Genomic DNA, 24,878 nt, shown 5'->3' on the forward strand with positions numbered 1-24,878 from the left:
TTGCTACCCGTGCGGAAAATATTTTATTTCCGCACGCTTACGCTTGCCTAATAAGTCGTTGGCATCACTTACAATAATCCCAATTAGTGATAATACAAAAAATCTCGCTCTTTCCCCTTCTTAGATTGCTAAAAAGAGTTATACTGCTATTGCTCATCCTTGATGAGATTTTCTGCTCTTAGTCAATTATATCAATAAGAATGCTGTAGTCTGATTAGGAGGTTATATGGAACAAAAAAATGAAATTATCCAAACTCATCCTGTTGTAGGTTGGGACATCAGTACTGTTGATGCCTATGGCGCTATGATGATACGTCTTCATTACTTATCCTCCCAAGATCAAGCCCCAGACAATGTCAATATTGACAAAACATTGTGGTTGACAACAGGAGTAGCCAAACAACTCATCCTCATTTTGCAGGCTGGGATTGAAAAGATAGAAGCATCAGAATACAGTCAGCTTGATCATATTAAGCATTAATAATCACCTCAATCTCCTTGAGCATTAGAAAAACATTTGGACACTCAGTATGTTGAGTGTCCAATTTGAACGTTTGAACAAATATCAGTCAACTGAATTATTCGCATAGTTTATTATTCTTCATAATACTGTATCATACAGTCATTCTCATCCGCCTAATTCTTAATTATTAAGCCATTTTTTTATTTAAATAATAACCATAGAAGAACAAGGATGTTCAGTTAATGAAACTGTTAGTCATTGATAAGTGCCATTATACACGTTTGGGGATTATTGAATCTCTGAAAGAAAATATAGATATTCTCTCAATCGAGGCTGTATCAATTCATGACGCCATAAATATTTTGTCTATATTTTCTCCAGATATCATCTTAGTGAACTTAACAAATTATGGCCACCATAAGGAATATTGTAAGCAACTGAAATTGTTTATTTCGTTAGTTAATGATGCCCGTATTTATACCTATATCGACAAACCATATCCCTTGTGCGATACGAGCATCCAATTGACAAATAAGAATTTTATTTTACCCAAAAAGAATCTGAGCACATTATTGGTTCGGATAAGAGAAATGGCAGCACACGATATTCAGCGTTATTTTTCCAGTTTTAATACACAAAGTTCTATTTTCAGTCTTCAGGAAAATAGAATTATCCATTATTGGATGCGAGAGACCGATACACATAAAATTGCTAAAATGCTAAAAATTAGCAATAGTACAGTTTATTCACACAAAAGACATATTATAGAAAAAATCGGTATTTCTAACAAAATAGAGTTACTTTTTATTTACAATATTTTTAAATATATCTGCTAAATCTTCTAAAATAACAATGCTGGCGTAAATAATGAGATGCTATTTACGCCAACATTCTGATGGCCGCGAACTTATCACTTAAAGAACAGTTATCACTTAATGGACTGCAGTGATGTAATATTCAGGCCATCATTTAACCGATAGCGAGACTTATTAAAAATTTTTGCCCCATTTTCTCTTCCCGCCCGACGAAAACGCTGTTCTTCTTCAGGCAGTTTCATCTCCTCCCGACAAATATCACTGCAACACCCTTCAAACCGCTCTGCGCAGGAGAGACACTGGATGAACAACAGGTGACAACCATCATTTTTACAATTGATATGGCTATCACAGGCTGTACCGCACTGATGACAATGCGCAATAATATCTTCAGAAATGCGCTCACCCATACGCTCATCAAAAACAAAGTTTTTACCCATAAAACGGACAGGTAACCCCTGTTCTTTCGCTTTACGGGCATACTCAATAACGCCACCTTCTACGTGGTAGACTTTGTCAAAACCATTATGCAGCATGTAAGCACTGGCTTTTTCACAACGAATTCCACCAGTACAATACATAACGATATTTTTGTCTTTATTATCCTTCAACATTTCTACTGCCATTGGCAATTGCTCACGAAATGTATCTGAAGGAATTTCGATAGCGTTTTCGAAATGCCCCACTTCATATTCGTAGTGGTTACGCATATCGACGAATAAGGTATCAGGATCATCCAGCATCTGGTTAACCTGTTCCGCTTTTAAGTATTCGCCTGTGTTTGATGGATTAAAGGTTTCATCTTCGATACCATCAGCAACAATGCGCTCACGCAATTTCATGCGCAATACCCAAAATGACTTGCCATCATCTTCCAGCGCAATATTCAGCCGCAGATGACATAAAGCCGGATCAGTCGCATCCAATAACGCTTTCAAAGCATCGACATTTTTAGAAGGCACGCTGATTTGCGCATTGATGCCTTCTTTAGCAATGTAAACCCGCCCAAAAACAGACAACTCGGTAAATTTTTGATACAGGCTATCGCGAAAAGCCTGTAGTTCGGAAATCGTAAAATATTTATAAAAAGAGATAGTTGTGCGCGGCTCAGTTTCAGCCAACATGCGCTCTTTCAGCTCTTTATTAGAAATACGGTTATGTAACACTGGCATGGTGTACTTTCCTGAATTTCGGTAACATTTCGGTAATAAAAGAATCAAAACTTCAATGGCTATCCCATTGATAGCCGGATATCATAACGAAAATGGCCTTTAGCGAATAGTGATTTTTAACCTTGCTATTCTGATAGTAATTAGTGCTTGTTCATCATTTCAACACCCAACTCGTGTCCAACAGATGTAAAACAGCATTTGAATATAATGCGCAGGAATATCATAATCATGGCCTGGCGCAGCATTACCCGATAGTGGATATGGCGCTTAATTTATCGACAATTAAGCATTTAATGTCTCAATATTTCGATGTTTCACTAAAAAATGTCACAATACACCAATATTACTTCTTGGAGCCTGACAAGTTCGGCTTTTGGTTAAATGTTCTCCTTAACACACTGAAAACACATGATACAAGCACCATCTTTTCAACGTTCATTTTTACACCCCCGTTATTGGCTAACTTGGCTAGGTATCGGGATACTTTATTTACTAGTTTTACTCCCTTATCCGGTGATTTACTGGATAGGAACCCGGCTTGGTCGGCTTTCACAGCGCTTTTTGAAAAAACGAGCCAAAATCGCTGAACGCAATTTAGCTCTCTGTTTCCCTGATATGTCACCGGAGAAACGGAATGAATTGCTAGTCAGAAATTTTGAGTCTGTTGGTATGGGGTTGTTTGAAACTGGCATGGCATGGTTTTGGCCTGACTGGAGAATCAAGCGTTGGTTCAAGATCACAGGAGAAGAAAATCTCCAAAAAGTGCTGTCCAGTAATCAGGGGTTCATTGTTATTGGGATCCATTTTCTGACACTGGAATTAGGTGCACGTATCCTGGGTCTGTTAAATCCGGGGATCGGTGTTTATCGCCCAAATGATAATCCCGTCATGGATTGGCTGCAAACTTGGGGACGACTGCGTTCCAATAAATATATGCTGGACAGAAAAGATGTGAAAGGCATGATCCGTTGTCTGAAAAACGGTGAAATGGTTTGGTATGCGCCAGACCATGATTATGGCCCACGTAAAAGCGTATTCGCCCCATTATTCGCAGTTGAACACGCCGCAACAACGACGGGGACTTCGATTCTTGTCCGTTTGTCCGACCCAGCCCTGCTCCCTTTTACTCCCCGTAGATTGCCGGATGGAAAAGGTTATGAGTTGATGATCCAGCCAGCAGTGGAAGGTTTTCCAAAAAACGATGAAGTCGAAGCAGCAGCATTTATGAATAAGGTGGTTGAACGGGAGATTATGCAGGCACCAGACCAGTACATGTGGTTACACCGTCGTTTTAAAACACGTCCCGAAGGCATGCCATCCCTGTACGATGACAACAATAACATTCACTAACTAACGCTATCCGGCTGCCATTTCATAGAATGGCAGCCATTTCCAACCTGCATTTTGTATTCTTTTTTACCGCTGAAGTGGTGTTTTTTTAATTCCATTTATTCTTCGATTTATTTGCATTCCACAGTAACTCTGAATCCCATACAGAGAAATAAATCTCCCTTATGTTACCTTGTCATGATTAATCTTTATTCTTTTTTGCTAACGCCAAAGAATATTCACTCCGAATTTCTCGTCAAGTAACATATTGTTTTATAATTTATTTTACAAAAAACATTATAACTGACAAAAAAAACCATAAGTCAATATCTACATGTCATACCACTTCTATTAAATTCTAAAAATGCGATTCTTATCGACTTTCGTTCTAAAAAATGGAATATAAAGTAGAAAATGTGTTGCTTGCCAATGAAAAAAGCAAAGAACATGTTAAAAATACACCAACAATTAAGTAATCAACCTTATAAAAACATGTTAATAATTTCGTTTATCGTGATTATAAAGTGGTTTTTATTTTAACTTGTAAAATATCTCCATCATGAAGATGGGTTTCTGGGAAGAATTATTCAATGCAATCTTCAAATAAGAACGGAAATCATAGAAGCTTTTTTGGGCACCCTTATCCACTAAGTGCCCTTTTTATGACGGAAATGTGGGAACGCTTTTCATTTTATGGCATTCGCCCTCTTCTGATTTTATTCATGTCTGCGGCAATTTTTGACGGAGGAATGGGTATCCCTCGTGAGCAGGCATCAGCAATTGTCGGGATTTTTGCCGGCAGTATTTACCTGACATCACTCCCAGGCGGCTGGTTAGCCGACAACTGGTTAGGTCAACGACTTGCAGTCTGGTATGGCTCGATTATTATCGCATTAGGGCATCTGTCCATCGCATTATCAGCGATCTGGAGCAATAATCTGTTTTTTATCGGCCTGCTGCTCATTACTATTGGTACTGGCCTGTTCAAGACCTGTGTGACCGTCATGGTAGGAACTCTGTACAAAAAAGATGATCCCCGTCGTGATGGTGGTTTCTCCCTGTTTTATATGGGCATCAATCTAGGTTCCTTGATAGCTGCATTAATCACAGGTTGGCTGGTGAAGGATTACGGCTGGCACTGGGGCTTTGGTGTTGGCGGGTTAGGTATGTTAGTCGCCCTGCTGATTTTCCGCTTTTACACTATCCCACTGATGCGCCGTTATGATAAAGAAGCGGGTCTGGATTCCAGTTGGGATCATCCAATGGTGAAACGCAAAAATGTTGGTAAATGGATCGGCGCACTCTTAGTCGTTATCTGTGCGATTGTTGCAACAGTAGCTATGGGCGTTATTCCCTTTAACCCAGTGATGGTTGCCAATGTGCTGGTATATATTATCTCATCAAGCGTTATCCTCTATTTTGCCTATTTATTCCTATTTGCAGGGTTAGACCGCAATGAGAAAACCCGCTTGTTCATTTGTTTTATCCTGCTGGTTTCAGCCGCTCTATTCTGGTCAGCATTTGAGCAAAAACCAACTTCATTTAACTTATTCGCCAAAGACTACACTGACCGTATAGTACTGGGTTATGAAATTCCGGCCGTCTGGTTCCAGTCGATTAATCCTCTGTACATTATTCTGCTGGCACCGCTATTTAGCTGGCTGTGGCCTATGCTGGCAAAACGTAATATGAACCCAAGCAGTATCGGTAAGTTTATGATTGCTATGCTGTTTGCGGCGGGTGGTTTTGGCATCATGATGTTTGCATCACAGTACGTACTGGCAACTGGCGGTACGGTTTCCCCTCTATGGCTGATTTTCAGTATTCTTCTGCTGACACTGGGTGAACTTTGCCTCAGTCCAATCGGGCTGGCAACCATGACCGTACTGGCACCTTCCCGCATGCGTGGGCAGGTAATGGGATTATGGTTCTGTGCCAGCGCACTGGGAAATCTGGCTGCTGGCCTGATTGGTGGTAACGTGCGCGCAGATAAACTTGATAGCCTGCCAGAATTGTTTTCCAACGTCTCACTATCGTTGATTATCTGTTCTGCTGTTCTGCTTGTTTTAATCATCCCGATTCGCCGTTTAATGAACAATCTCCACCAAGCAGAAACGAAATCTTAATTGCGACAAAAGCCACAATTAATCAAGTCGGGAATTAGATATACCCAAGCCATCTCAGCATAATAGAGATGGCTTTATTTTTTATATTCAAATCTTAGCTATTTCTATGTGTTCTCTATGTTCTATGCGAATCCTTTCGCACTTTTCCGGTGTCCTTACACAAAATGACCTAGTTTAACAGTCGGCTAAACACTGTCGTCCCATCAGCCAACCGTCACTGGCTCAGTGAAAAGAACCACAGGTATCAGCAATATCTGAATAAGAATAGCCATTTCCAAAGTCTTTTTCTAATTTCTGTCGAGTAGCTCGATAACAGCGGCGATTGGAGAGATGACTCGTTTGTTGCATATGTTGAAAGGATTTTAGGTTCTTACTCTCCCAATCGTAAGAAAGTCCGATTCCATTTTTATTCTCGAATTTTTTGTTGTACTGTTTCATCTCTTCCTCTCGTTTCTCCGCCAGCACGTTATCCTGTGTCAGCGTATCAACATTCCAGTATTTGGATTCTAATCCCGCTCTTTTTTTCAGATACTCCTCTGAAGGTTTGTTATCAGCAGGCATTTCACTTTTGTAGCTAAAATCCAGCGCCAATGCTTGGCTACCGCCCATTGATAAAATAAAAAACAAGCAATAAGCTCCTTTGATTTTCATATATTCCCCTGATGTAACTATAACTAAAAATTATTATTTAATAGCCATTATGAGCTCAGGTCAACACCCCGTTGTAGGTAGTTCTATGTTCAGGAAAATAACCCTTTACAAACAAAAGTAACTTCAACATGCTGAGTTCGATTTTTTTATTAAAATAAAGTGAGATTTTGATGCATTCATACCCTATTTACTCATTTCATGTTTTTGTGTTTTACTATGGTTATATTTTTTACTTAAAAATCAAATAATTGCTCATATTATTGCCTGTATATTGTTCCAGTGTTTATTGACGTTTTCCCATTCTTGCAGCACACTGTATATAAACATTTGTATAAATATATTGAGTGATCATGGCTGCCGAACTCAACAAGCTCAGTGACAAAAAACTTAAAGCCCTACACGGAAAAGAAAGGAACGTTATCGAATTTTTTGCCGATGGTGCAGGATTAAGCGCCAAAGCGTCTAAAGTTGGTGGTATCAGTTGGGTCTTTACATACCGACTTGATGGCAAAAAGTTAAACCGCCTTACCATTGGCCGCTATCCTGATATGCCCCTCAAGCAAGCTCGTGAAACACGGGATAAATGCCGTAACTGGTTGTCTTCTGGTAAAGATCCAAAGCTCCAATTTAACTTAGCGATGCAGGAATCATTAAAACCAGTCACAGTAAAAGACTCTATCGAATACTGGATAGAACACTACGGCAGAGACCATCGAGTGAATATTGATACCCTCATTCTTCAATTAGAAAAACATATTTATCCCTACATTGGTGAAATGGCATTATCTGATTGTGAAACCCGATATTGGTTAGAATGTTTTGATAGAATAAAAAAGGATGCCCCTGTAGCTTCTGGTTATATATTTCAGATGTGCAAACAAGCTCTGAAATTTTGCCGGGTAAGAAGGTATGCAGTTAGTCATGTATTAGATGATTTGACTATCTCTGATGTTGGAAAAAAACAGAATAAAGGCCAAAGGGATTTAGAAGATAATGAACTTGGTCAATTATGGAAATCCATAAATTCAGGTAATTACCTACCTTACTATAATAATTTATTAAAAATTTTGATTGCATTTGGCTGTCGGACACGAGAAGCCAGATTATCGAAATGTTCAGAATGGAATTTAGATTCCATGCTTTGGACTGTCCCAAAAGAAAACAGTAAAACAGGCGGAAAAATTATTCGTCCAATACCAGAGTACATGAAGCCGTTTTTAGAAAACCTTGTTTACCAAAACCATAAAAACGATTACCTATTAGGAGAATTCAAAAGCACTGGAGTAGTATCAGAGTATGGAGCTAAGATATGGAAAAAATTAGGACATACGGAAAAATGGACATTACATGATTTAAGGCGCACTTTAGCAACTAAGCTAAATGATATGGGCGTAACACCTCATGTAGTTGAGCAACTGTTAGGCCATGCTTTGCCTGGCATTATGGCTATATACAATAAGAGTCAATACCTACCAGAGAAGCTCGACGCTTTAAACAAGTGGTGTGAGCGACTGGATGTATTGGCGGGTAATTATGAGAATGTGATTATATTAAAGGCGGGAAAGAAATGCTAATTAATAACAAGAGTAAATTGCCAAGTTGCTTTAAAATAAGTAATTATGACGAAATTAATGAATTGAATGATAAGGATTTGTACCGTCAAATTTATTTGAGAAGATATTTCTTTGATGATGAGGATATAAATAATATATCTTTGGATAATATTTTACATGATATTAGCAATCCAATACTGAATGAACCTCAGAAAATTTATTGGGAAGAAGGTGGATTCACTGAAGAGAGGGAGACTAGAGCTAAGGAGTTGTCACCAGAATTAACTGGTGAAATTGGCGTTTTACCATTAAAGGCAGTTGAGGCGGGTTTTTTATGGTACAGAGTAAAAGACTATTTTAATTACATTGATAGTGAAGAATCTTATAGTGATTTTGAAAAGTTTTGGCTTAAACAAAGAGATATAAATCATATTCCAAAAGATTTTTTAGAGCTTGATAGTTCCATAGTCATCCAATTAGATCTTGATACAGATGATTCATTGATCATTGATAGCATTAAGCGCTTGCTTCCAATATGGCGAAAAGATTTAGGTATTAATCCATTAAATAAACCTATATCTTCATCATGGGAGGTACTGAGAAGTAAAATAATAAACTATAAGATAATACCTCTATTGGACTTATTGATATGGGAAAAGAAAACAAATAATAAAATAACAAATGGTGTGCTTGCTGTAACGCTTTACCCTGATGGCGAGTTTGATTCTATCAATATCGCTCAAACCATTAGGCCATTTTTAGAAAAAATATTGAGTTTTTATTCTATAGAAAAAATCAGGAGAGAAGTTTCTGATAGTTAAATCAGGATTAACATTAAATAAAAAATAAAAAATTTATTTATATAGTGCAGCATGTTTTTTAAATTATGAAAATACCCTCACAAAAACAGCTAAACAGTGAGGGTAGCATGACCATTCGATACAACACTCCTACACCAGAAGAACGCCGCTCTATCCTTTCCGAGTATGGCGAACCCTACGATCGTCTTATCCGTGAAAAGGAACGCCATCACATCACCTCTATTTCCAGAACGTCAGCGTGGAAACTGGAGAATGAAGGCCGCTTCCCTGCCCGTAAACCACTAGGCCGCAATTCCTGCGCTTGGCTTTTAAGTGATATTTTATGGTGGGTACACAATCCGCCAACAGTAGAGAACGTGAATAACCCCTATAGCCGAAAATCAAATTAATTAAGACAGGGTAAAAATATGACATCCAAAAATATGGCCTTATCCGGTCAGGGACTCGCTCACGCTGAAAACAGTCAAGAACCTATTTTGAATATCGACTCAGCGGATATCTCATTTATTAAATTTGAGGGTGTACAGGTTCGAATTTTCAAAAATAACAATGAGCCGTGGTTTATTGCTGCGGACGTATGTAAGGCTTTGGGGATCACGAACCCCAGCAAAGCTCTAAAGGCTTTAGATTTGGATGAAAAAAATACTGTAACTTTAAGTTATGGTATTCAGGGAAATCCAAAACGAGCTGGCATTTCAGAGTCTGGTTTTTACAAACTAATCACTCGTAGCCGCAAGGCCACCAAGCAAGGAACGTTTGCCCACAGATTCGCTAATTGGGTATTCCGTGAGGTTATCCCGTCTATCCGCAAAACGGGTTCTTACGGTGTGCCATTTGCTGCGTTGAACGACTTCACCCGGCGACAGAACGAATACAAAGCAATTGCGTCTCAACGTGGGCGCGATCTTCAATCATGCAAAGGAGAACTAGCCAGCTTAAATAAAGAAGGACGGGAACTGTGGAGTACATACCAGCCTGACCTTTTGGAAGAGGCAGAGTGATGATCATTGTTAACTGCGTAGACTCCTTGAGTTTAAGGAGTCCTATTACCGAAGTCCTCACTTTGGCTGCCCCAATAACTTTGGGTCAGTTACCTAACCCATTGAAATATAGTCAAGCTGCATATTTGCAGTCTGCTTATAATTTGAGCGTCAGTAATGCTGACTCACAGAATTTGCGCGTATCATTTAGCGACGCGGTTAATTTGCGACTGACAATTAGTCAGGTACAAAAAGAGAAGGATAGCACGGCGAATGCTACCCTTTGGCGTAAAGCAGATTTACTTTACAAGATAAATCAATCAGTTACCCGCAATCCAAATCTGGTTTACGAAGAATTACAACAGCTTAAGAGGCTACCATCTTTAAGAGGGTTAGTTGGGCTCCCCGATAACATCGGGTTGGTTAGTTATTGCTCAGTTGAATCTTTGGACTCTATGCCTCTTTTATCCAATTCTCTACGAAGTAGGCGTTTAATCCACCCTGCTTTGTTGTCGTCGCCATCTTCTTTCATTGCTAGACCAAGGCGTTCAGACAAATCAGCATCAAGGCGTAATTGCACAACAATTCTATCTTTTTGGTTTTCTTTGGTTGACATTGGTGTTTTCCTGCGTATATTGAACGTCAAGGTTATCAATGTACACCATTGCATACCAATATGTAAAGCAATGCCCCGTAGTGCGCTAACACTGACGAGGCATCTAACCAACAACGATAACTACAATATCGAGGTAGCTATGTATAAATATACCTTCCTAATTGGAAAAGGCAAAACCCGTTTATCTGAACTTAACCCCATGCGCCTTATCACTGTTCTGGCGGACAGTGAAGGTGAAGCCCGTCTACTGGCAGGCAAATCCTCTCTGGTATTTGTTTCCCGTCAGGGGGTGAACCATGCCTAACCCTGCCCCTCACGACTATTACACCCATCAGAACGGGGAAACCGTTCAGGTGCTGTCGGTGGCCTTTAACCGCGTGACCTTTGTCCGTGAAGGTTATACCACACCGTGCATTATGCCAGTAAGCCGTTTCACTAAAGAATACACCTACGCAGGGAGAGCCTGATTATGTCTGATATCTATAACCACTTAGTACGCAACAACTTTAACGCTATGAGCACTGAGGAAATTAAAGATCTGCGTAAGCACTCAGATGGCGCACATAGCGCAGTGATGGCGGCAATGTCAGCGATGGGGGAACTGGCTTTCTGGTCTGCCGATAATGAAAACTATGCAGATTGTCAGGCAAGGGACGATTTGCGCCGTATCGGTGAAGCCCTGATGTATTTGCCGAGGATTGCCGAAGCGCTGAACGACACAGCACAGCATGCGGATTTTGAAATTCATCACCGTGAGGGGTTCCCCAAATGGTAAGTCATATTGATATCGGGCATGAGAAATTGCCTGAATGGTCAGATTCGCTTTTTGCCAGTGTTTACCTGTGGATAAAACAAGGTGTACCACCACAAAAAGCGGAGGCGGATGCGTCTATTTTACGCTACCCCGTTGATCATCGTTTAAATACGTTGGCGGTCAGTATGCGATCGCTAGTAATGGAGGGGGAGATAACCCCCGATTGGTTTACTGAACAGGGCTATCATTCAGCTAAAAGCCAGAAAAAGGCGGAAGAGAAACGTAAGGAGCTGGTTTTGAAAAATGTCACTCAGGAAGAGTTAAGCGCCGTTCTGACCGATATAAAACGGATTAATCACTTATGGCCTGTACCCGCTAATAAACCAGTAAAGAAAAAGCGAGCGAGTAACAACCTTACCCAATTAGCAGATAATGAAAAAGCTTTATTACTTGCTGAATGCTATGAGGGGATCGCTGTACATCCTGAAAGTGAGGGTTTCTATACTTATCAGTCTGGAACATGGAAGAAAACGTCATGTTTAGAATTAAGCCGAGAAATGGCAAAGGTGTATTCTGAACACCAAACCAATTTTAGTAAGCGGGAGCTTAACAATGTCGTTGAAGCATTAAAAATTGTTATTCCAGTGATGGGAGAACCCTGCAAAAGCATTATTCCTTTTGCAAATGGTGTATTTAATATTGAGACGAAAGAATTTTCACCTCATAAACCTGATAACTGGCTGTTAAATCACAATGGTATTGAGTACACCCCAGCGTCACCGGATGAAAACTTGCGTGATGATGCGCCTCATTTTCATAAATGGTTAGATCATGCTGCGGGTAAAGATCCCTATAAAATGAAACGGATATTTGCAGCGCTATACATGGTTTTAGCTAATCGCTATGACTGGCAATTATTCCTTGAAATCACCGGGGAAGGTGGTAGCGGGAAAAGTGTTTTTACTCAGGTAGCGACATTATTAGCAGGTCAGCATAATACAGCTAGTGGCAATATGGCAGCGTTAGACAGTGCACGAGGACGGGCGCAATTTGTCGGCAAAAGCATGATCACTTTACCTGACCAACCTAAATATACGGGTGAAGGTACAGGTATAAAAGCCATTACCGGCGGTGACGCGGTAGAAATTGACCCCAAGCATGAACAACAGTATACCGCTATCATACGTGCGGTTGTCATAGCAACAAACAATACTCCGATGATATTTACTGAGCGGGCTGGTGGAGTGGCGCGTAGGCGCGTTATTTATCAATTTAACAACAAGGTCAAAGAAGAAGATAAAGACCCGTATTTGTCTAAAAAGATAGCCAGTGAAATCCCTGTTATCGTTCGTCGATTATTGGCCGCATTTGACGACCCAGAAGAAGCCAAGGTTTTATTGATTGAACAGCGCGATAGTGACGAAGCGTTAGAAGTGAAACGAGCCTCAAACCCTGTATTAGATCTTTGTGCAGCACTGGCATTTATGGGTGAGCCTAGAGGTCTGGAAATGGGGGGCGGACGCAAAGCAGAAGAAGAGCGCCAGCCAAGGAAATATCTTTACCACCTTTATCTATCATTTATGGAATATCAAGGACTAGGCCGTCCGTTGAGTGTGACCGAGTTCGGGAAAGCGGTAAAGGAAGCCGCTAAAGAATATAAATCGGAATACCTCACCAGAACTATTCAGGGCAGACGGCAAACCAACGTACAACTAACCGATAAAGCAGACGAGTTTTTATAAAAATAGTGTTTGGTTATCTACCTTGTCTACCAAATGGAAAATTATTTATATTAATCATATAGATATTTAGGTAGATAACCCTTTTTTAGTTATCTACTTGTTATCTACCTTGTCTACCAAATTGAAATCAGAATAGGTAGAGGACACAAAATTAGGTAGACAACAGGTAGATAGTAAAACATAAGTTATCTACCCGTTCAAAGCCTTGCAGCGCAAGAGATGAGCGAGTTTAGTAGATAAGGTAGATAACCCCGGCGCATTTTTTCTAAACTTTAAACCATCAAATACGAGTTAATACATTAATGATTGGGTGGGTGAATAGCTTCTGATTTTGTGTGGTATAAGCTATTCAGTAAGAGATGCAAAAAGATTTTCACGGGGGTATTCTCTGGCAGGTATAAATATATTTTACTTAGGAGATAATATGCCGATTACACAAGAAGAACTGAACGAATTTAATTTGGAACATGGAATACCTGACAGCATTGAGTTACTAAGCACGAGTGACTATCGTGATATTGTTAAGAGTGAGGCTTATTTTTATGAAGATCCACATGGTTTCCTAGTGCACACATTATCAAATCAGGTTATTGCCAAAAATACAGAGCAGTTGGATGTGATAATTGAGCAATTATTGGAATTTAGAACAAAAATACCAAGAACTGAAAAACAGTTGAGTGAGAAATAATAATATGGTCTGCACTAAGCAGACCATAGCATTACATAAAATAAATATCTTGAGCCTTGTCGAATGGATATGTGATGCTATGAGCTTCTGTGGGGCATTTCCCATTAGTTGTCAGGATTTTCCAGAACTGTGCATCAAAGAGTTTATTCAGGTAAAAGTACCGGCAAAGGTGTAATAGATCTGAACGACTCCATTCTGAAAAACCAAGTTGAATCTTCAACTCATCCTCAAGACCATAGAATGTTAATTCCTCCTCTGCTAACCAGGCATCGTCCAGTCTCTTTATTAAGGACTCACCTTTTGACTTTGATACTTGGAAAAAATCGAAATAAGGCTCATGGGGTTTTCTGGGAACACTTCCGTCTGTATCGCTGAGAAATGGATATACACCGGATTCCCATGCATATAGGTAAGCATCGGGATATGTGTCATGATGCATACCAAGATGTAGAACCTGAATACGCTGTTGAATGAACATCGCTGATAAAATGTTATGTTCTGACATAAAAAGACCTCACTATTAGATTAAAAAATTAATGAAAATATTAGATTATGTTTTATTAAAAGAAATGTAAATATTCCGTCCTCATGTTTCCGCCTGTTTAGCCCCTCTCAGCATGGGGCTTTTTATTATATTTTTCATATATATATTGAGAGATGGCACTCAGACGTGAGCCGCCACAAGGCCGTTTAATCAAGCTGCGAGAAGTAGCCTGCGAGACGCAGAAAAAGATTATTCGGCCTGCCCCTCTCAGAGCTGGTTTCACGTCTTAACATCATTGTTACGGAAACCCTTTCATGAAAAAACTGCTCGAATTACGCCAGCAAAAAGCCACCTTTACCGAACAAATGCGTTCGCTGCTCACCAAATCCGAAGACGAAAAGCGTTCATTGACTGCCGATGAAGCCAAACAGTTTGACGAACTGCGTAGTCAGTCCGATGCTCTGAATGCAGAAATCGCCCGTTATGAGGTACTGTCTGATGAAGAACGCAATCAGGTAAGCAAACCCCAGCCGACCCGCGAAAACCTCAGCAATGACGAGTTGCGCCACTATATTCTGACCGGAGAAACCCGCGCTTTGTCTACGGGCGTTCCCTCAGAGGGCGGTTATACCGTTATCCCTGAACTGAATAAACAGATCATGCAGCAACTGGCTGATGAGTCGGTCATGCGTCAAATCTGTACGCTCAAAACCACCCGCAGCAACGAGTATAAACAGCTTGTTTCGGTCGGTGGGGCAGCCGTAGCCCACGGGGAAGAAGGTAAGGCACGGGGTGAGACAGCCACACCGAAAATGGAAGAAGTCAGCATCAAGCTGTTTCCTATCTACGCCTACCCCAGAACCACCCAAGAAATCATCGATTTTAGCGATGTCGATATTTTGGGCTGGTTGACCTCAGAGATTGCCGATACGTTCGTGGATACCGAAGAAACGGATCTTGTCAGCGGTGACGGCAGTAAAAAAGCGAAAGGCTTTCTGTCTTATCCCCGTGACACGAAAAGCGACAAGGTGCGTGATTTTGGCACACTGCAAAAACTGGAAGCCACCACGCTTGAGGCTGATAGCCTGATTGATCTTAAGTTCCTGCTTAAGAATAAATACCGTAAAAATTCTGTCTGGGTGATGAACTCCACGACTGCCGCTAAGGTGCAAAAGCTGAAAAACGGTAACGGGGATTATATCTGGCGCGAACGTTTACAAGCCGGTGATCCCGATATGCTGTTGGGCTTGTCTGTCCATTACCTTGAATTTATGCCGGATGGCGTGATTGGTCTGGGTGACTTCAAGCGCGGCTATTTCATTGTTGACCATGAAACCGGCACCCGTACCCGCCCTGACAATATCACCGAGCCGGGATTTTATAAGGTGTGTACCGATAAATATCTGGGCGGCGGTCTGGTGGACTCCAACGCCATCAAGGTGCTGGAAGTGAAAGCAACCAGTAAATAAGCGAGAGGGGCGAAAAGCCCCTTTTCAGTCTTGGAGTCCATAAGATGAATAACGATTTTGAAATCCGCACCGCCTCCCTGTCTGCCAGTGATAAGAAACTGACAGGCTATGTGATTAAGTGGAACAGCCGATCCCATGTGTTGTGGGATGAATTTATTGAACAGTTCGCCCCGAATGCCTTTGCGAACAGTCTGACAAACAATACCGATGTTCGGGCACTTTATGAACATGATCACATGAACCTGTTAGGCCGTACCACATCGGGTACGTTGCAGTTGACCGAAGATACCACCGGATTACGTTTCGAGTTAACCCCACCCGACACCCAGCTAGGGCGTGATGTGCTGACTCTGGTTGAACGGGGTGATATCTCTGGTATGTCCTTTGGATTCAGGGCGCTAAAAGATCAGTGGGATATTGGTCAGGAACCGTATATCAGAACCGTTTTAGAAGCGGAACTGAGGGAAATCACCATCACCAGCTTGCCCGCCTACCCTGAAAGCGGGGTAGAGATTGCCAGACGTTCCCTGAATGCCGTCAAGCCTAATCATGCTGATTTGCGTCATTACTGGCTGCAACTGTCCGAGGTGTAACTATGTGGCCTTTTAAGCGAAAAGACACGGAAACCCGCAGCATGAGCATTGATGAGTTTCTTTCTCTGGCGGGCGTGTCTAACACCAAATCGGGCGAGCATGTTTCACCGTCTACAGCAGAAGGCTTACCCGCCGTGATGAACGCTGTTACGGTGATTAGTGAAGCGGTGGCCACCATGCCTTGTTACCTGTATCGGGTTCAGCACCAGAACGGCAAAGAATCCCGCGAGTGGCTCAGTAATCATCCCGTAGATTATTTGCTGAATGAGTGCCCGAATGACTGCCAGACCCCATTTCAGTTTAAACGAACGTTGATGCGTCATTGCTTACTCAATGGAAATGCTTATGCGGTGATTGTCTGGGGGCGGGACGGTCAGCCACAATCCTTACACCCTTACCCACCGTCAGCCGTGGTAGCGCAACGATTATCCGATCATAGGTTTTCTTACACCATCACCGAACCCTATAGCGGCAAGGTCAAAACCTATCTGCAAGAAGAAGTGTTGCATTTACGCTATGCCACCGAAGATGGCTTTTTAGGGCGCTCACCAGTCACTATTTGCCGTGAAACGCTGGGCTTGGGACTGGCACAACAACGCCACGGAGCCAGCATCATGAAAGACGGCATGATGGCGGCAGGGGTAATTAAATCCGGTGAGTGGCTGGATGGTACAAAAGGCGCTAAGGCACTGGAAGCACTCGAACGTTATAAAGGCGCTCGCAATGCAGGGAAAACGCCGATCCTTGAAGGCGGCATGGACTACCAGCAATTAGGCATGAGTAACCAAGATGCTGAGTGGCTGGCTTCCCGTCGCTTCACGATTGACGATATCGCCCGTATGTTCAACGTCAGCCCGATCTTTCTGCAAGAGTATTCGAACAGCACCTACAGCAACTTTAGTGAAGCCTCACGCGCTTTTCTGACTATCACCATGCGCCCGTGGCTGGCCAACTTTGAGCAACAAATCAAATCCGCCTTACTGATGGCATCCCCGAAACACGGCATTCGTTACCAAGTCGAGTTTGATACCGCCGATTTGCTTCGTGCCAATCCGAAAGAACGCTTCCAGAGCTACGAGACGGCGATTAAATCCGGTGTCATGTGTCCGAATGAAGCCCGTGAACGCGAGGGATTATCCCCCCGTGATGGTGGCGATGAGTTTAGCCAGGCATGGAAGCAAGAGGTCAGTATTAAAAAAACCGAGGTGAAAGATGAGTAACCCTCTCATAACATTGGATGAAATCAAGCAGCATTGCCGGATAGATGAAAGCGATACGCTTGAGGATGCACTCCTTAAGGGCTATGCCGACGCTGCGTTAGAAGTCTGCCAGCAACATATCGGCAAACGGTTTGATGAAGGCTTGGAATTGACACCGGCCATCAAGGTGGGCTGCCTGCTTTATATCGGTTTGCTGTATGAGAATCGGGCAATGGCAATAGAGGCAGAACTGAAAGAAGTGCCTTTCACTATCAAGTCATTGTGGTCTGTCTATCGTGATGTGGGGATCTACTGATGCCGTGGCAACCTTTAAAGCGCTGTAATTATCCCGGATGCAAACAGCGGGTAAAGTTGGGTCGCTGTGTGGAGCATCAACGAGAAATCAGCCGACAGCAGGATAAACAACGAGGTTCAAGGCGTGAGCGTGGCTATACGCCTGCATGGGATAAATACCGCCTGCAATTCCTCAAGGCTAACCCGTTATGTGTGCATTGCTTAAAGCAGAACAGTTACACACCTGCAATCATTGTGGATCACATTATCCCGATTAATGGTGGTAGTGATGTGTTGTTCTGGCCTGCATCTAATCATCAAGCCTTATGCCATAGCTGCCATAACACCAAGACATTTAAGCATGACCCGATAACCAAGCAGAAGCGCAAGAATGGTGAATATCGGGAACTGGAAGCAGAAGCGGCAAAGCGTAATGACTGGATGTACCAGCATGAATAAGGAAGAGACAGAACAACTAATCAAAGGGCTATTGAAGCACAGCGAACCCTATCGACAACAAAATCAGATTGCGCCTAAGAAGCCTACAGCGAGGCGCAAGACACAACGCAATAAGGAGCTAATGGAATGCTTTCGAAATCGTTAGAGAAGCACTCAGAGGGGGTAGGGGTATCAAAAATGACAAATGCCCTGCCTCGTGGCACCGCCGCCTCCTCAAATTTTTATGCGCGGCACTTTTTTCAATAGCAGTAATGTTTATAGGAAACAATACATTATGGCAAGAGCACCCAAACCCCCAGTTTATTTAAATGATATCGCTGCCGAGCAATGGAAATCGAAAGCCAAGATTCTTAACGAACGGGAGGATCTCAGTCCGGCAGACTGGAACAACTTAGAACTGTATTGCGTCAATTATGCGATTTACCGTAAAGCCGTGGCCGACATTGAATTACGCGGGTTCGCGGTGGAAGGTTCACGCGGCGCAGCGACCAGTAATCCCTCGCTGAAAGCGAAAGCCGATGCCGAAAAAATCATGATAAAAATGTCGTCACTGCTGGGTTTTGATCCGGTATCCCGCCGCCGAAATCCGATAGAAAGCGACGAGCCTGATGATTTAGATGTGCTGATTGCATGAGTGAGGTCACAGTGAATGCGTGGGAGCAGTACGCTCTTGATGTCGAAAATGGCACAATTCCGGCCTGTAAGCGTCTGAAACAGGCCGTGAAACGCTATCATAACGACCTGAATAACCCGATTTATACGTTTGATTCTGAGGTGGTAGAGCGTTTTATTGCCTTCTCCCGTCTCTGTCCACACGTCAAAGGCCATTTGCGGGGTAAGCCGATTGTCTTGGAGCCGTGGCAGCAATTTGCCTTTGCCAACCTGTTCGGCTTCAAAGTCAAAGCCACCGGACGCAGAAAATACCGCAGTGCTTACATTCAGGTGCCGCGCAAAAATGCGAAATCTACGGTTGCCGCGATACTGGCGAACTGGTTCTTGGTGATGGAACAGGGACAGCAGGATATCTACACCGCCGCTGTCAGTCGGGATCAGGCGCGTATTGTCTTTGATGATGCCCGCCAGATGTGCCTGTTATCAAAGCCGTTCAAGAGACGGGTATCTATCCAACAGCACAAAGTGACCTATCCAAAGAGCAACAGCCTGTTAAAGCCACTGGCAGCCAAAGCCGCCACGATTGAGGGGACTAACCCCAGCCTTGCCATTGTGGATGAGTACCATTTGCACCCCGATAACGCTGTATATTCTGCCCTTGAATTGGGGATGGGCGCACGTCCCGAAGGTGTCCTGTTTGCCATTACCACGGCGGGCAGTAACGTGATATCCGCCTGTAAACAGCATTATGATTATTGTTGTCAGATATTGAATGGCGAAGAACACAACGCCTCGCTGTTTGCCCTGATCTACGAACTGGACGACGAGAACGAGATTGATGATGAATCGCTTTGGATCAAGGCTAACCCCAATCTCAATGTCTCGGTAGACAGTGACGCACTGCATGACACGATACAGAAAGCCCGTGGCATTCCCTCACAATGGACGGAAATGTTAACCAAACGCTTTAATATCTGGTGCCAGGGCGAAACACCGTGGATGGGTGAAGGGGCGTGGAAAGCCTGTAAGACTGATTATGACGAGAACGACCTGAAAGGCTTGGAGTGTTACGCCGGACTGGACTTATCTTCAACGGGTGATATCACCAGCATCTGTTACACCTTCCCCGTGGATAATGAACTGTTATTACTGACCCGTCATTACCTGCCCGAAGCCCAGCTACAGAACCCTGCCAATAAGAATCGGGCGGTTTACCGTCAATGGGCGCAATCAGGCTGGATACGCACCACAACGGGCGACTGCATTGATTATGATCGTATCCGTGATGACATTCTCAAAGACAGCCAGCACTTTGATATCAAGTTAGTGGGTTTTGATACATGGAACGCTACACACTTAAGAACTCAGCTACAAGGCGCTGGGGTTGAGGTTGAGCCATTCCCGCAAACTTATATGCGCTTTAGTCCGGTGGCTAAATCTGCCGAGGTGTTTGTTAACCGCAAAGTCATTCGTCACAACGGCGATCCGGTGCTTGCGTGGGCGATGTCTAATGTCGTAATGGAGACAGACGCGAACGCCAATATCAAGCCGAACAAGAAGAAGTCCGCGAACAAGATTGACCCCGCCATTGCGTTCCTGATGAGCTTTGGCACATGGCAGAGTGAGCATGAAGAGTTTGCTTTCAGTCTCAGTGATGAACAAAGGCAACGACTGGCTAGCTTTGATGGGATTTAGTTAACCCATTGATATTGCTTATTTCTGTCACAGGGACAGAGATTAATAAAATCAAGGAGTTAACTAACTATTGGGGAAATCCCTATAGTTGCCATAGATGGTCAAAATCGTGACCATCTCAAAGTATGATATCCCATCTTAGGTATAGGGGAAATCACCATACCTTTTAGCAGGGCAAAGCCCTAATTCGGGCTTTGGTGATAACCCATTGATATTTAATCAGACGCCAGATTTGGGGTCTGCTTATAATTTGAGCGCCGATAATATCGGTATGCAAAATGATGAATATTTGTGCCGACGAAATTCGTCGATGCAAAATTCAATATCCGGTAATCGGATTTTGGGTGTGACTGACAGTGGGTCAGTCGCAAATGACGGTGAGCGTAAATGATATTTACTCACAAACTTTGCACAACTCATTAAGAGGTGCACAAAAGAGCGAGATAGAGGCAATGTATTACCCTCTATTGTGGAAATCACAACGCAGGAGGGCTTGAGTTTAAGCCGTCCAGCACAAGGTTACTTAATGTAACTCAGTGACTCCGTACGTATTACGTTCGCAGTGAATCATAGGAAAGTGTTATAATTTTAACCTATTGATTCTTACCATGATTGAAAAACCAGATCATCCAGAGGTAATTATGGCTTTTATCGATGTTCCCATGCGAACCGTGCGTTTACATGGTTCTCTTATTTCTCGTTTCGGCAAAGAATTTAAATACAAAGCACAAGATGCTCGTCATGCAATGAGTGCTATGCGTTGCCTGTTGCCCGGTTTTGAAAAGTATATGACGGAAGCACATAAAAAAGGGCTGACATTTGCCATTTTTGTTGGCGGCAAAAATATCAGTCAGGACGAAATTGATATGACAAAAGGCACGGAAACTATTCATCTCCTGCCAGTCATTATCGGCAGTAAACGCGCCGGACTGTTTCAAACGATTTTAGGGGTTGCGTTGCTGGCTCTAGCTGTGTGGAGTCCTGTCGGATTTATGTCTGCGAATATGGCTTTTTCCGTTGGGGCTGCGGGGGCATCAATGGCACTCGGTGGCGTTGTCCAGATGCTATCCCCTCAGATGCCCGGGCTGAGAATGCGTGAGTCACCCGAAAATAAACCCTCCTATGCGTTTGGTGGCCCGGTAAATACGACCGCACAAGGGAATCCAGTTCCCGTTCTGTACGGGACACGTGAAATCGGTGGGGCGATTATCTCAGCAGGTATCTATACCGAAGACCAGCAATAAATGGCAACTCAATCTCATACAGCAACGGTCACAGGGAAGATAACCGTTGCCCCCAAGCGTATAAAGTGCCAAACAGGTAAAGTGATGGCAGTCGCTACCATGCAAGTACAGAGCGATAAGCGCAGTGATTACCCGTTGCGTGTCGTGGGCTTTGATGAGATGGCGCTCTCGGTGATGCTGTTACAGAAAGGTCAGGTGATCACTGTTATGGGGAAATCTTCTTACTGGCAGGGATATCAGTTGGCTGTCTCCTCAATCACTCAATAGGTTCCGACGAAATACGTCGCGACCTCTATAGCTCAGAACGTTAAACGTACCAACCTACTCACTTCCGACGAAATTCGTCGGTAGTCATTAGGTCTGGATGTTTGGTGTATTGGCCTAATTTTATTTATTCTTATCCTTTCTTTTCTTTCGTATTGTTTTTATCTTATGCTTTGTTTATAGGTTTGTTCAGCGCTCTATATATAAATAACTGTATAAACAATTATAAATAATTCTGTTAAAAATAAACATTAATATATATTAAATCAAAAAGTTATATCAAAATTATGAAATCATACCCTATTTATCATGTCGATGCTTTCACGGAAAAATCCTTTTCTGGCAACCCTGCCGCTGTTGTTTTGCTGGATAAATGGCTAACAGATGAAGCGTTGATTGCCATTGCCGCAGAAATTAATCTTTCAGAGACAGCCTTTCTGGTAGGAAATCAACTACGTTGGTTTACACCTAAAGTCGAAGTGAATTTATGTGGGCATGGGACGCTGGCAACCGCTTTCGTCCTCATCGAACACCAATCTTGCCAAGATAACCCGATCACGTTCACAAGCCTTTCCGGTGAGCTTCGTGTATCTCATCAAGAAGGTATTTTCACATTGGATTTTGCCGCTACTGATTGTCATGAAGAAAAAACGCTCGTCTCTATTATGCAGGACGCTCTGGGGCAAAATATCAACGAAGTGTTCGCCTCACATGATCGCTATATTTGCGTGATGGATTCTGCTGATCAAGTTCTCAATACCCAACCTGACTTTAATAAAATCGCCGCTCTTCCCTTAGCTGGGCTTACCATTACCGCTCCCGGTGAGTCACCTGTTGATTTTGTTTCACGTTATTTTGCTCCAGCAAAAGGCGTCAATGAAGATCCCGTGACGGGTTCAACCCACTGTGTTCTCACGCCCTTCTGGGGAAAAAGACTCAATAAATCAACACTCCATGCACGCCAACTCTCCGAACGAGGAGGCGATATATTATGTAAAATAGACGGCAATCGCGTTTATTTGACTGGAAAAGCAAAACTTTTTTCCCATGGGCAAATATTGCTTGAAGACCAGTAATCCTCCATTTGTTACAAACAATAACATAATAAAATTATAAAATAAGATATAATATGAATCTGTTATATATGTTTTACCTGGGTGGTAATGCCGGAAAATCCAATATCGAAGTTCACGATGTCCAATTTGTTGCAGTGGATCAGGTCGAAAAAGCCTATCCTGTATTACGCGAGGTCTGGTTTGGCGATAAAGATAAACTGCATCTGGATGGTTATATGCCTATCACATGGGCTGACGGTTATGATATTACGCTCAGTCATGATGAATATCATGGAGAAATGCAGCTCTATTTCGTCAACGTTGGAGGCTACCAAAAAGATTCACTGGCAGAAGCCCATGAGTTCGGGTTCTTTATAGCCCACACAGTCGAAGAAGCTAAACAAAAAGCCAAGGAAAGCTTACTTGCTGGCTACGGCCAACTGCATAAAGATAACCTGAAAGATGTCGATGACTGCTTGCTTTTAGGGTCAGTGAATAGCTATTACATCCATTTAGCTGAAAATCCTGACGGTCAGCCTGATAAACCGGAATGGCAGGGGTATCGTCCCATCGGAATCTAATTGGGTGTCGGTCAGCAGAATAACCTCTGCTGACCATAAACAACAGCTACAATTGATTAACCTTGCTTGCCTACCAGCAGATTTGAATTGATCTCTGCGATTGACTTTGCACCTGTCAATGTCATTGCTACTCGCATCTCTTTATCAATCAGATCCAGCAGATTGGAAACACCGGCTTCCCCTGCTGCTGCCAGCGCGTAAACAAAAGCGCGCCCCAACAAGACACTATCCGCTCCCAAAGCGAGCATTCTCACCACATCTAATCCAGTACGGATACCAGAATCAGTCAGAATGGTGATGTCATTCTTAACAGCATCTGCAATCGCTGGCAAAGCACGCGCCGTCGATAAAACACCATCAAGCTGGCGTCCCCCATGGTTGGAAACCACAATCCCATCAGCACCAAAACGCACAGCATCTTTGGCATCTTCTGGATCAAGAATACCTTTGAGAATCATTGGCCCTTTCCAAAAATCGCGGATCCATTCCAAGTCTTTCCAGGATATTGACGGATCAAAATTATTTCCCAACCAGCCAATGTAATCTTTCAACTTGGTTGGTATACCACGGTACGCGGAAATATTGCCGAGATCATGCGGCTTGCCCATTAGTCCCACATCCCATGCCCATTGAGGATGAGTCATCGCTTGCAAGATTTGTCTCATGGAAGCATTCGGGCCACTCATGCCAGAATGTGCATCACGATAGCGCGCTCCAGGAGTCGGCATATCAACAGTAAACACCAGATTTTTAACTCCCGCCGCCTGCGCCCTCTCCAGCACATTACGCATAAAACCACGATCTTTCAGTACATAAAGCTGAAACCATATTGGGCGGTCAATAGCTGAAGCCACTTCTTCAATCGGGCATACCGATACAGTAGATAAAGTAAACGGAATTCCCTTTTTGGCCGCAGCCCGTGCGGCCTGCACCTCACCACGACGTGCATACATACCGGACAAACCCACAGGAGCCAGCGCCACGGGCATTGCCATTTTTTCCCCAAATAAACGGGTTTCCAGGTTCAGTTCAGACATATTTTTCAATACACGCTGGCGTAACTCAATGTTAGATAAATCTTCAGTATTACGTTTAAGGGTATGCTCTGCATAAGCTCCGCCATCAATATAGTGAAACAGAAAAGGCGGTAATTTGGCCTGTGCTGCTGCCCGATAATCAGTTGAAGCGGAAATAATCATAATATGTACCTTAATGTTGA

General features: G+C 42.9%; 29 protein-coding genes. 24 read left to right on the forward strand and 5 right to left on the reverse strand.

What is annotated here, in order from left to right; genetic code table 11:
• Positions 1-226: 226 nt before the first annotated feature.
• Both bssS and PSI22_RS07630 read left to right on the forward strand, forming a co-directional pair.
• Positions 227-481, forward strand: coding sequence for a biofilm formation regulator BssS (gene bssS / locus PSI22_RS07625; protein WP_273579243.1), 255 nt, complete (start codon positions 227-229; stop codon positions 479-481).
• 224 nt (positions 482-705) lie between these two features.
• A complete protein-coding gene (locus PSI22_RS07630; RefSeq protein WP_273579244.1) occupies positions 706-1,299 on the forward strand; it encodes a LuxR C-terminal-related transcriptional regulator in 594 nt (197 codons plus the stop codon).
• Positions 1,300-1,391: 92 nt separating this feature from the next.
• Here PSI22_RS07630 and trhO read toward each other — a convergent pair whose 3' ends face one another.
• A complete protein-coding gene (trhO, locus tag PSI22_RS07635; RefSeq protein WP_038256311.1) occupies positions 1,392-2,450 on the reverse strand; it encodes an oxygen-dependent tRNA uridine(34) hydroxylase TrhO in 1,059 nt (352 codons plus the stop codon).
• Between the two features lie 408 nt (positions 2,451-2,858).
• Here trhO and PSI22_RS07640 point away from each other — a divergent pair, with 408 nt between their 5' ends.
• Positions 2,859-3,800, forward strand: a complete 942-nt coding sequence (locus PSI22_RS07640) for a Kdo(2)-lipid IV(A) acyltransferase (RefSeq protein ID WP_038244580.1) — start codon at positions 2,859-2,861, stop codon at positions 3,798-3,800.
• A gap of 569 nt (positions 3,801-4,369) precedes the next feature.
• Positions 4,370-5,905: a peptide MFS transporter gene (locus tag PSI22_RS07645; protein WP_273579245.1), complete on the forward strand. Its 1,536-nt coding sequence runs from the start codon at positions 4,370-4,372 to the stop codon at positions 5,903-5,905.
• Positions 5,906-6,127: 222 nt separating this feature from the next.
• On the opposite strand, the gene PSI22_RS07650 is transcribed toward PSI22_RS07645, so the two are convergent.
• Positions 6,128-6,556, reverse strand: coding sequence for a hypothetical protein (locus PSI22_RS07650; RefSeq protein ID WP_273579246.1), 429 nt, complete (start codon positions 6,554-6,556; stop codon positions 6,128-6,130).
• Between the two features lie 350 nt (positions 6,557-6,906).
• On the opposite strand from PSI22_RS07650, the gene PSI22_RS07655 reads away from it, so the two are divergent.
• The 4 genes from PSI22_RS07655 to PSI22_RS07670 all read left to right on the forward strand — a co-directional run bounded on the left by PSI22_RS07655 (position 6,907) and on the right by PSI22_RS07670 (position 9,931).
• Entirely contained in the window at positions 6,907-8,130 is a 1,224-nt protein-coding gene (locus tag PSI22_RS07655) for a tyrosine-type recombinase/integrase (protein ID WP_273579247.1), read from the forward strand.
• On the forward strand, positions 8,124-8,930 hold the full coding sequence (locus tag PSI22_RS07660) for a DUF6387 family protein (protein ID WP_273579248.1): 807 nt from the start codon (positions 8,124-8,126) through the stop codon (positions 8,928-8,930). The genes PSI22_RS07655 and PSI22_RS07660 overlap by 7 nt, the downstream gene beginning before the upstream one ends.
• A gap of 107 nt (positions 8,931-9,037) precedes the next feature.
• Complete coding sequence (locus PSI22_RS07665; RefSeq protein ID WP_273579249.1) at positions 9,038-9,319, forward strand: helix-turn-helix transcriptional regulator; 282 nt, start codon at positions 9,038-9,040, stop codon at positions 9,317-9,319.
• 18 nt (positions 9,320-9,337) lie between these two features.
• Complete coding sequence (locus PSI22_RS07670; RefSeq protein ID WP_273579250.1) at positions 9,338-9,931, forward strand: BRO-N domain-containing protein; 594 nt, start codon at positions 9,338-9,340, stop codon at positions 9,929-9,931.
• Between the two features lie 406 nt (positions 9,932-10,337).
• Here the strand turns inward: PSI22_RS07670 and PSI22_RS07675 are convergent, their stop codons facing one another.
• Complete coding sequence (locus PSI22_RS07675) at positions 10,338-10,526, reverse strand: hypothetical protein (protein ID WP_273579251.1); 189 nt, start codon at positions 10,524-10,526, stop codon at positions 10,338-10,340.
• A 70-nt stretch (positions 10,527-10,596) separates the two neighbouring features.
• Here PSI22_RS07675 and PSI22_RS07680 point away from each other — a divergent pair, with 70 nt between their 5' ends.
• The 5 genes from PSI22_RS07680 (at position 10,597) to PSI22_RS07700 (ending at position 13,710) form a co-directional block, all read left to right on the forward strand.
• On the forward strand, positions 10,597-10,830 hold the full coding sequence (locus PSI22_RS07680) for a hypothetical protein (protein ID WP_273579252.1): 234 nt from the start codon (positions 10,597-10,599) through the stop codon (positions 10,828-10,830).
• Positions 10,823-10,993 carry a DUF4222 domain-containing protein gene (locus PSI22_RS07685; RefSeq protein WP_254853202.1) on the forward strand — a complete coding sequence of 57 codons (171 nt, stop codon included), beginning with the start codon at positions 10,823-10,825 and terminating at the stop codon, positions 10,991-10,993. Before PSI22_RS07680 ends, PSI22_RS07685 begins: the two co-directional genes overlap by 8 nt.
• Before the next feature lie 2 nt (positions 10,994-10,995).
• Complete coding sequence (locus tag PSI22_RS07690; RefSeq protein ID WP_273579253.1) at positions 10,996-11,301, forward strand: hypothetical protein; 306 nt, start codon at positions 10,996-10,998, stop codon at positions 11,299-11,301.
• Positions 11,295-13,022 (forward strand): DNA primase family protein, encoded by a 1,728-nt coding sequence (locus PSI22_RS07695; RefSeq protein ID WP_273579254.1) that lies wholly within the window; start codon positions 11,295-11,297, stop codon positions 13,020-13,022. Before PSI22_RS07690 ends, PSI22_RS07695 begins: the two co-directional genes overlap by 7 nt.
• A 424-nt stretch (positions 13,023-13,446) precedes the next feature.
• Positions 13,447-13,710: a hypothetical protein gene (locus PSI22_RS07700; RefSeq protein ID WP_273579255.1), complete on the forward strand. Its 264-nt coding sequence runs from the start codon at positions 13,447-13,449 to the stop codon at positions 13,708-13,710.
• Between the two features lie 31 nt (positions 13,711-13,741).
• Here PSI22_RS07700 and PSI22_RS07705 read toward each other — a convergent pair whose 3' ends face one another.
• Positions 13,742-14,215, reverse strand: coding sequence for a hypothetical protein (locus tag PSI22_RS07705; protein ID WP_273579256.1), 474 nt, complete (start codon positions 14,213-14,215; stop codon positions 13,742-13,744).
• A gap of 293 nt (positions 14,216-14,508) precedes the next feature.
• On the opposite strand from PSI22_RS07705, the gene PSI22_RS07710 reads away from it, so the two are divergent.
• The 11 genes from PSI22_RS07710 to PSI22_RS07760 all read left to right on the forward strand — a co-directional run bounded on the left by PSI22_RS07710 (position 14,509) and on the right by PSI22_RS07760 (position 23,659).
• Positions 14,509-15,663, forward strand: coding sequence for a phage major capsid protein (locus PSI22_RS07710; protein WP_273579257.1), 1,155 nt, complete (start codon positions 14,509-14,511; stop codon positions 15,661-15,663).
• 44 nt (positions 15,664-15,707) lie between these two features.
• Positions 15,708-16,256 carry an HK97 family phage prohead protease gene (locus tag PSI22_RS07715; RefSeq protein ID WP_273579258.1) on the forward strand — a complete coding sequence of 183 codons (549 nt, stop codon included), beginning with the start codon at positions 15,708-15,710 and terminating at the stop codon, positions 16,254-16,256.
• Positions 16,257-16,258: 2 nt separating this feature from the next.
• Positions 16,259-17,476: a phage portal protein gene (locus PSI22_RS07720; protein ID WP_273579259.1), complete on the forward strand. Its 1,218-nt coding sequence runs from the start codon at positions 16,259-16,261 to the stop codon at positions 17,474-17,476.
• Entirely contained in the window at positions 17,469-17,771 is a 303-nt protein-coding gene (locus PSI22_RS07725) for a head-tail connector protein (RefSeq protein WP_046336079.1), read from the forward strand. Before PSI22_RS07720 ends, PSI22_RS07725 begins: the two co-directional genes overlap by 8 nt.
• Positions 17,771-18,208 carry an HNH endonuclease gene (locus PSI22_RS07730; protein WP_273579260.1) on the forward strand — a complete coding sequence of 146 codons (438 nt, stop codon included), beginning with the start codon at positions 17,771-17,773 and terminating at the stop codon, positions 18,206-18,208. The genes PSI22_RS07725 and PSI22_RS07730 overlap by 1 nt, the downstream gene beginning before the upstream one ends.
• A 274-nt stretch (positions 18,209-18,482) precedes the next feature.
• The gene (locus tag PSI22_RS07735) at positions 18,483-18,842 is read left to right on the forward strand and encodes a phage terminase small subunit P27 family (protein WP_038195049.1); all 360 of its coding nucleotides are present in this window, start codon (positions 18,483-18,485) and stop codon (positions 18,840-18,842) included.
• An 11-nt stretch (positions 18,843-18,853) separates the two neighbouring features.
• Positions 18,854-20,515, forward strand: a complete 1,662-nt coding sequence (locus PSI22_RS07740; RefSeq protein ID WP_273579286.1) for a terminase large subunit — start codon at positions 18,854-18,856, stop codon at positions 20,513-20,515.
• A 641-nt stretch (positions 20,516-21,156) separates the two neighbouring features.
• Positions 21,157-21,759, forward strand: a complete 603-nt coding sequence (locus tag PSI22_RS07745) for a tail assembly protein (RefSeq protein WP_080718503.1) — start codon at positions 21,157-21,159, stop codon at positions 21,757-21,759.
• Positions 21,760-22,026 carry a hypothetical protein gene (locus tag PSI22_RS07750; RefSeq protein ID WP_273579261.1) on the forward strand — a complete coding sequence of 89 codons (267 nt, stop codon included), beginning with the start codon at positions 21,760-21,762 and terminating at the stop codon, positions 22,024-22,026.
• 284 nt (positions 22,027-22,310) lie between these two features.
• Complete coding sequence (locus PSI22_RS07755; protein WP_273579262.1) at positions 22,311-23,099, forward strand: PhzF family phenazine biosynthesis protein; 789 nt, start codon at positions 22,311-22,313, stop codon at positions 23,097-23,099.
• 53 nt (positions 23,100-23,152) lie between these two features.
• Positions 23,153-23,659, forward strand: coding sequence for a DUF1543 domain-containing protein (locus tag PSI22_RS07760; protein WP_273579264.1), 507 nt, complete (start codon positions 23,153-23,155; stop codon positions 23,657-23,659).
• Positions 23,660-23,715: 56 nt separating this feature from the next.
• Here the strand turns inward: PSI22_RS07760 and lldD are convergent, their stop codons facing one another.
• Positions 23,716-24,858 (reverse strand): FMN-dependent L-lactate dehydrogenase LldD, encoded by a 1,143-nt coding sequence (gene lldD / locus PSI22_RS07765; protein WP_273579265.1) that lies wholly within the window; start codon positions 24,856-24,858, stop codon positions 23,716-23,718.
• Between the last annotated feature and the right edge of the window lie 20 nt (positions 24,859-24,878).

The sequence above is a fragment of the Xenorhabdus aichiensis genome, assembly GCF_028598775.1.
In the GTDB taxonomy this organism is placed as follows: Bacteria; Pseudomonadota; Gammaproteobacteria; order Enterobacterales; family Enterobacteriaceae; genus Xenorhabdus; species Xenorhabdus bovienii.

Coding starts and splice junctions, on each gene's coding strand:
- PSI22_RS07680 (WP_273579252.1), top strand. CDS start 10,597: ATGCCCCGTAGTGCGCTAACACTGACGAGGCATCTAACCAACAACGAT.
- PSI22_RS07675 (WP_273579251.1), bottom strand. CDS start 10,526: ATGTCAACCAAAGAAAACCAAAAAGATAGAATTGTTGTGCAATTACGC.
- PSI22_RS07640 (WP_038244580.1), top strand. CDS start 2,859: ATGATACAAGCACCATCTTTTCAACGTTCATTTTTACACCCCCGTTAT.
- PSI22_RS07745 (WP_080718503.1), top strand. CDS start 21,157: ATGGCTTTTATCGATGTTCCCATGCGAACCGTGCGTTTACATGGTTCT.
- bssS (WP_273579243.1), top strand. CDS start 227: ATGGAACAAAAAAATGAAATTATCCAAACTCATCCTGTTGTAGGTTGG.
- PSI22_RS07760 (WP_273579264.1), top strand. CDS start 23,153: ATGAATCTGTTATATATGTTTTACCTGGGTGGTAATGCCGGAAAATCC.
- PSI22_RS07730 (WP_273579260.1), top strand. CDS start 17,771: ATGCCGTGGCAACCTTTAAAGCGCTGTAATTATCCCGGATGCAAACAG.
- PSI22_RS07725 (WP_046336079.1), top strand. CDS start 17,469: ATGAGTAACCCTCTCATAACATTGGATGAAATCAAGCAGCATTGCCGG.
- PSI22_RS07720 (WP_273579259.1), top strand. CDS start 16,259: ATGTGGCCTTTTAAGCGAAAAGACACGGAAACCCGCAGCATGAGCATT.
- PSI22_RS07710 (WP_273579257.1), top strand. CDS start 14,509: ATGAAAAAACTGCTCGAATTACGCCAGCAAAAAGCCACCTTTACCGAA.
- PSI22_RS07705 (WP_273579256.1), bottom strand. CDS start 14,215: ATGTCAGAACATAACATTTTATCAGCGATGTTCATTCAACAGCGTATT.
- PSI22_RS07645 (WP_273579245.1), top strand. CDS start 4,370: ATGCAATCTTCAAATAAGAACGGAAATCATAGAAGCTTTTTTGGGCAC.
- PSI22_RS07630 (WP_273579244.1), top strand. CDS start 706: ATGAAACTGTTAGTCATTGATAAGTGCCATTATACACGTTTGGGGATT.
- trhO (WP_038256311.1), bottom strand. CDS start 2,450: ATGCCAGTGTTACATAACCGTATTTCTAATAAAGAGCTGAAAGAGCGC.
- PSI22_RS07660 (WP_273579248.1), top strand. CDS start 8,124: ATGCTAATTAATAACAAGAGTAAATTGCCAAGTTGCTTTAAAATAAGT.
- PSI22_RS07685 (WP_254853202.1), top strand. CDS start 10,823: ATGCCTAACCCTGCCCCTCACGACTATTACACCCATCAGAACGGGGAA.
- PSI22_RS07700 (WP_273579255.1), top strand. CDS start 13,447: ATGCCGATTACACAAGAAGAACTGAACGAATTTAATTTGGAACATGGA.
- PSI22_RS07750 (WP_273579261.1), top strand. CDS start 21,760: ATGGCAACTCAATCTCATACAGCAACGGTCACAGGGAAGATAACCGTT.
- PSI22_RS07665 (WP_273579249.1), top strand. CDS start 9,038: ATGACCATTCGATACAACACTCCTACACCAGAAGAACGCCGCTCTATC.
- PSI22_RS07755 (WP_273579262.1), top strand. CDS start 22,311: ATGAAATCATACCCTATTTATCATGTCGATGCTTTCACGGAAAAATCC.
- PSI22_RS07715 (WP_273579258.1), top strand. CDS start 15,708: ATGAATAACGATTTTGAAATCCGCACCGCCTCCCTGTCTGCCAGTGAT.
- lldD (WP_273579265.1), bottom strand. CDS start 24,858: ATGATTATTTCCGCTTCAACTGATTATCGGGCAGCAGCACAGGCCAAA.
- PSI22_RS07735 (WP_038195049.1), top strand. CDS start 18,483: ATGGCAAGAGCACCCAAACCCCCAGTTTATTTAAATGATATCGCTGCC.
- PSI22_RS07650 (WP_273579246.1), bottom strand. CDS start 6,556: ATGAAAATCAAAGGAGCTTATTGCTTGTTTTTTATTTTATCAATGGGC.
- PSI22_RS07670 (WP_273579250.1), top strand. CDS start 9,338: ATGACATCCAAAAATATGGCCTTATCCGGTCAGGGACTCGCTCACGCT.
- PSI22_RS07690 (WP_273579253.1), top strand. CDS start 10,996: ATGTCTGATATCTATAACCACTTAGTACGCAACAACTTTAACGCTATG.
- PSI22_RS07655 (WP_273579247.1), top strand. CDS start 6,907: ATGGCTGCCGAACTCAACAAGCTCAGTGACAAAAAACTTAAAGCCCTA.
- PSI22_RS07695 (WP_273579254.1), top strand. CDS start 11,295: ATGGTAAGTCATATTGATATCGGGCATGAGAAATTGCCTGAATGGTCA.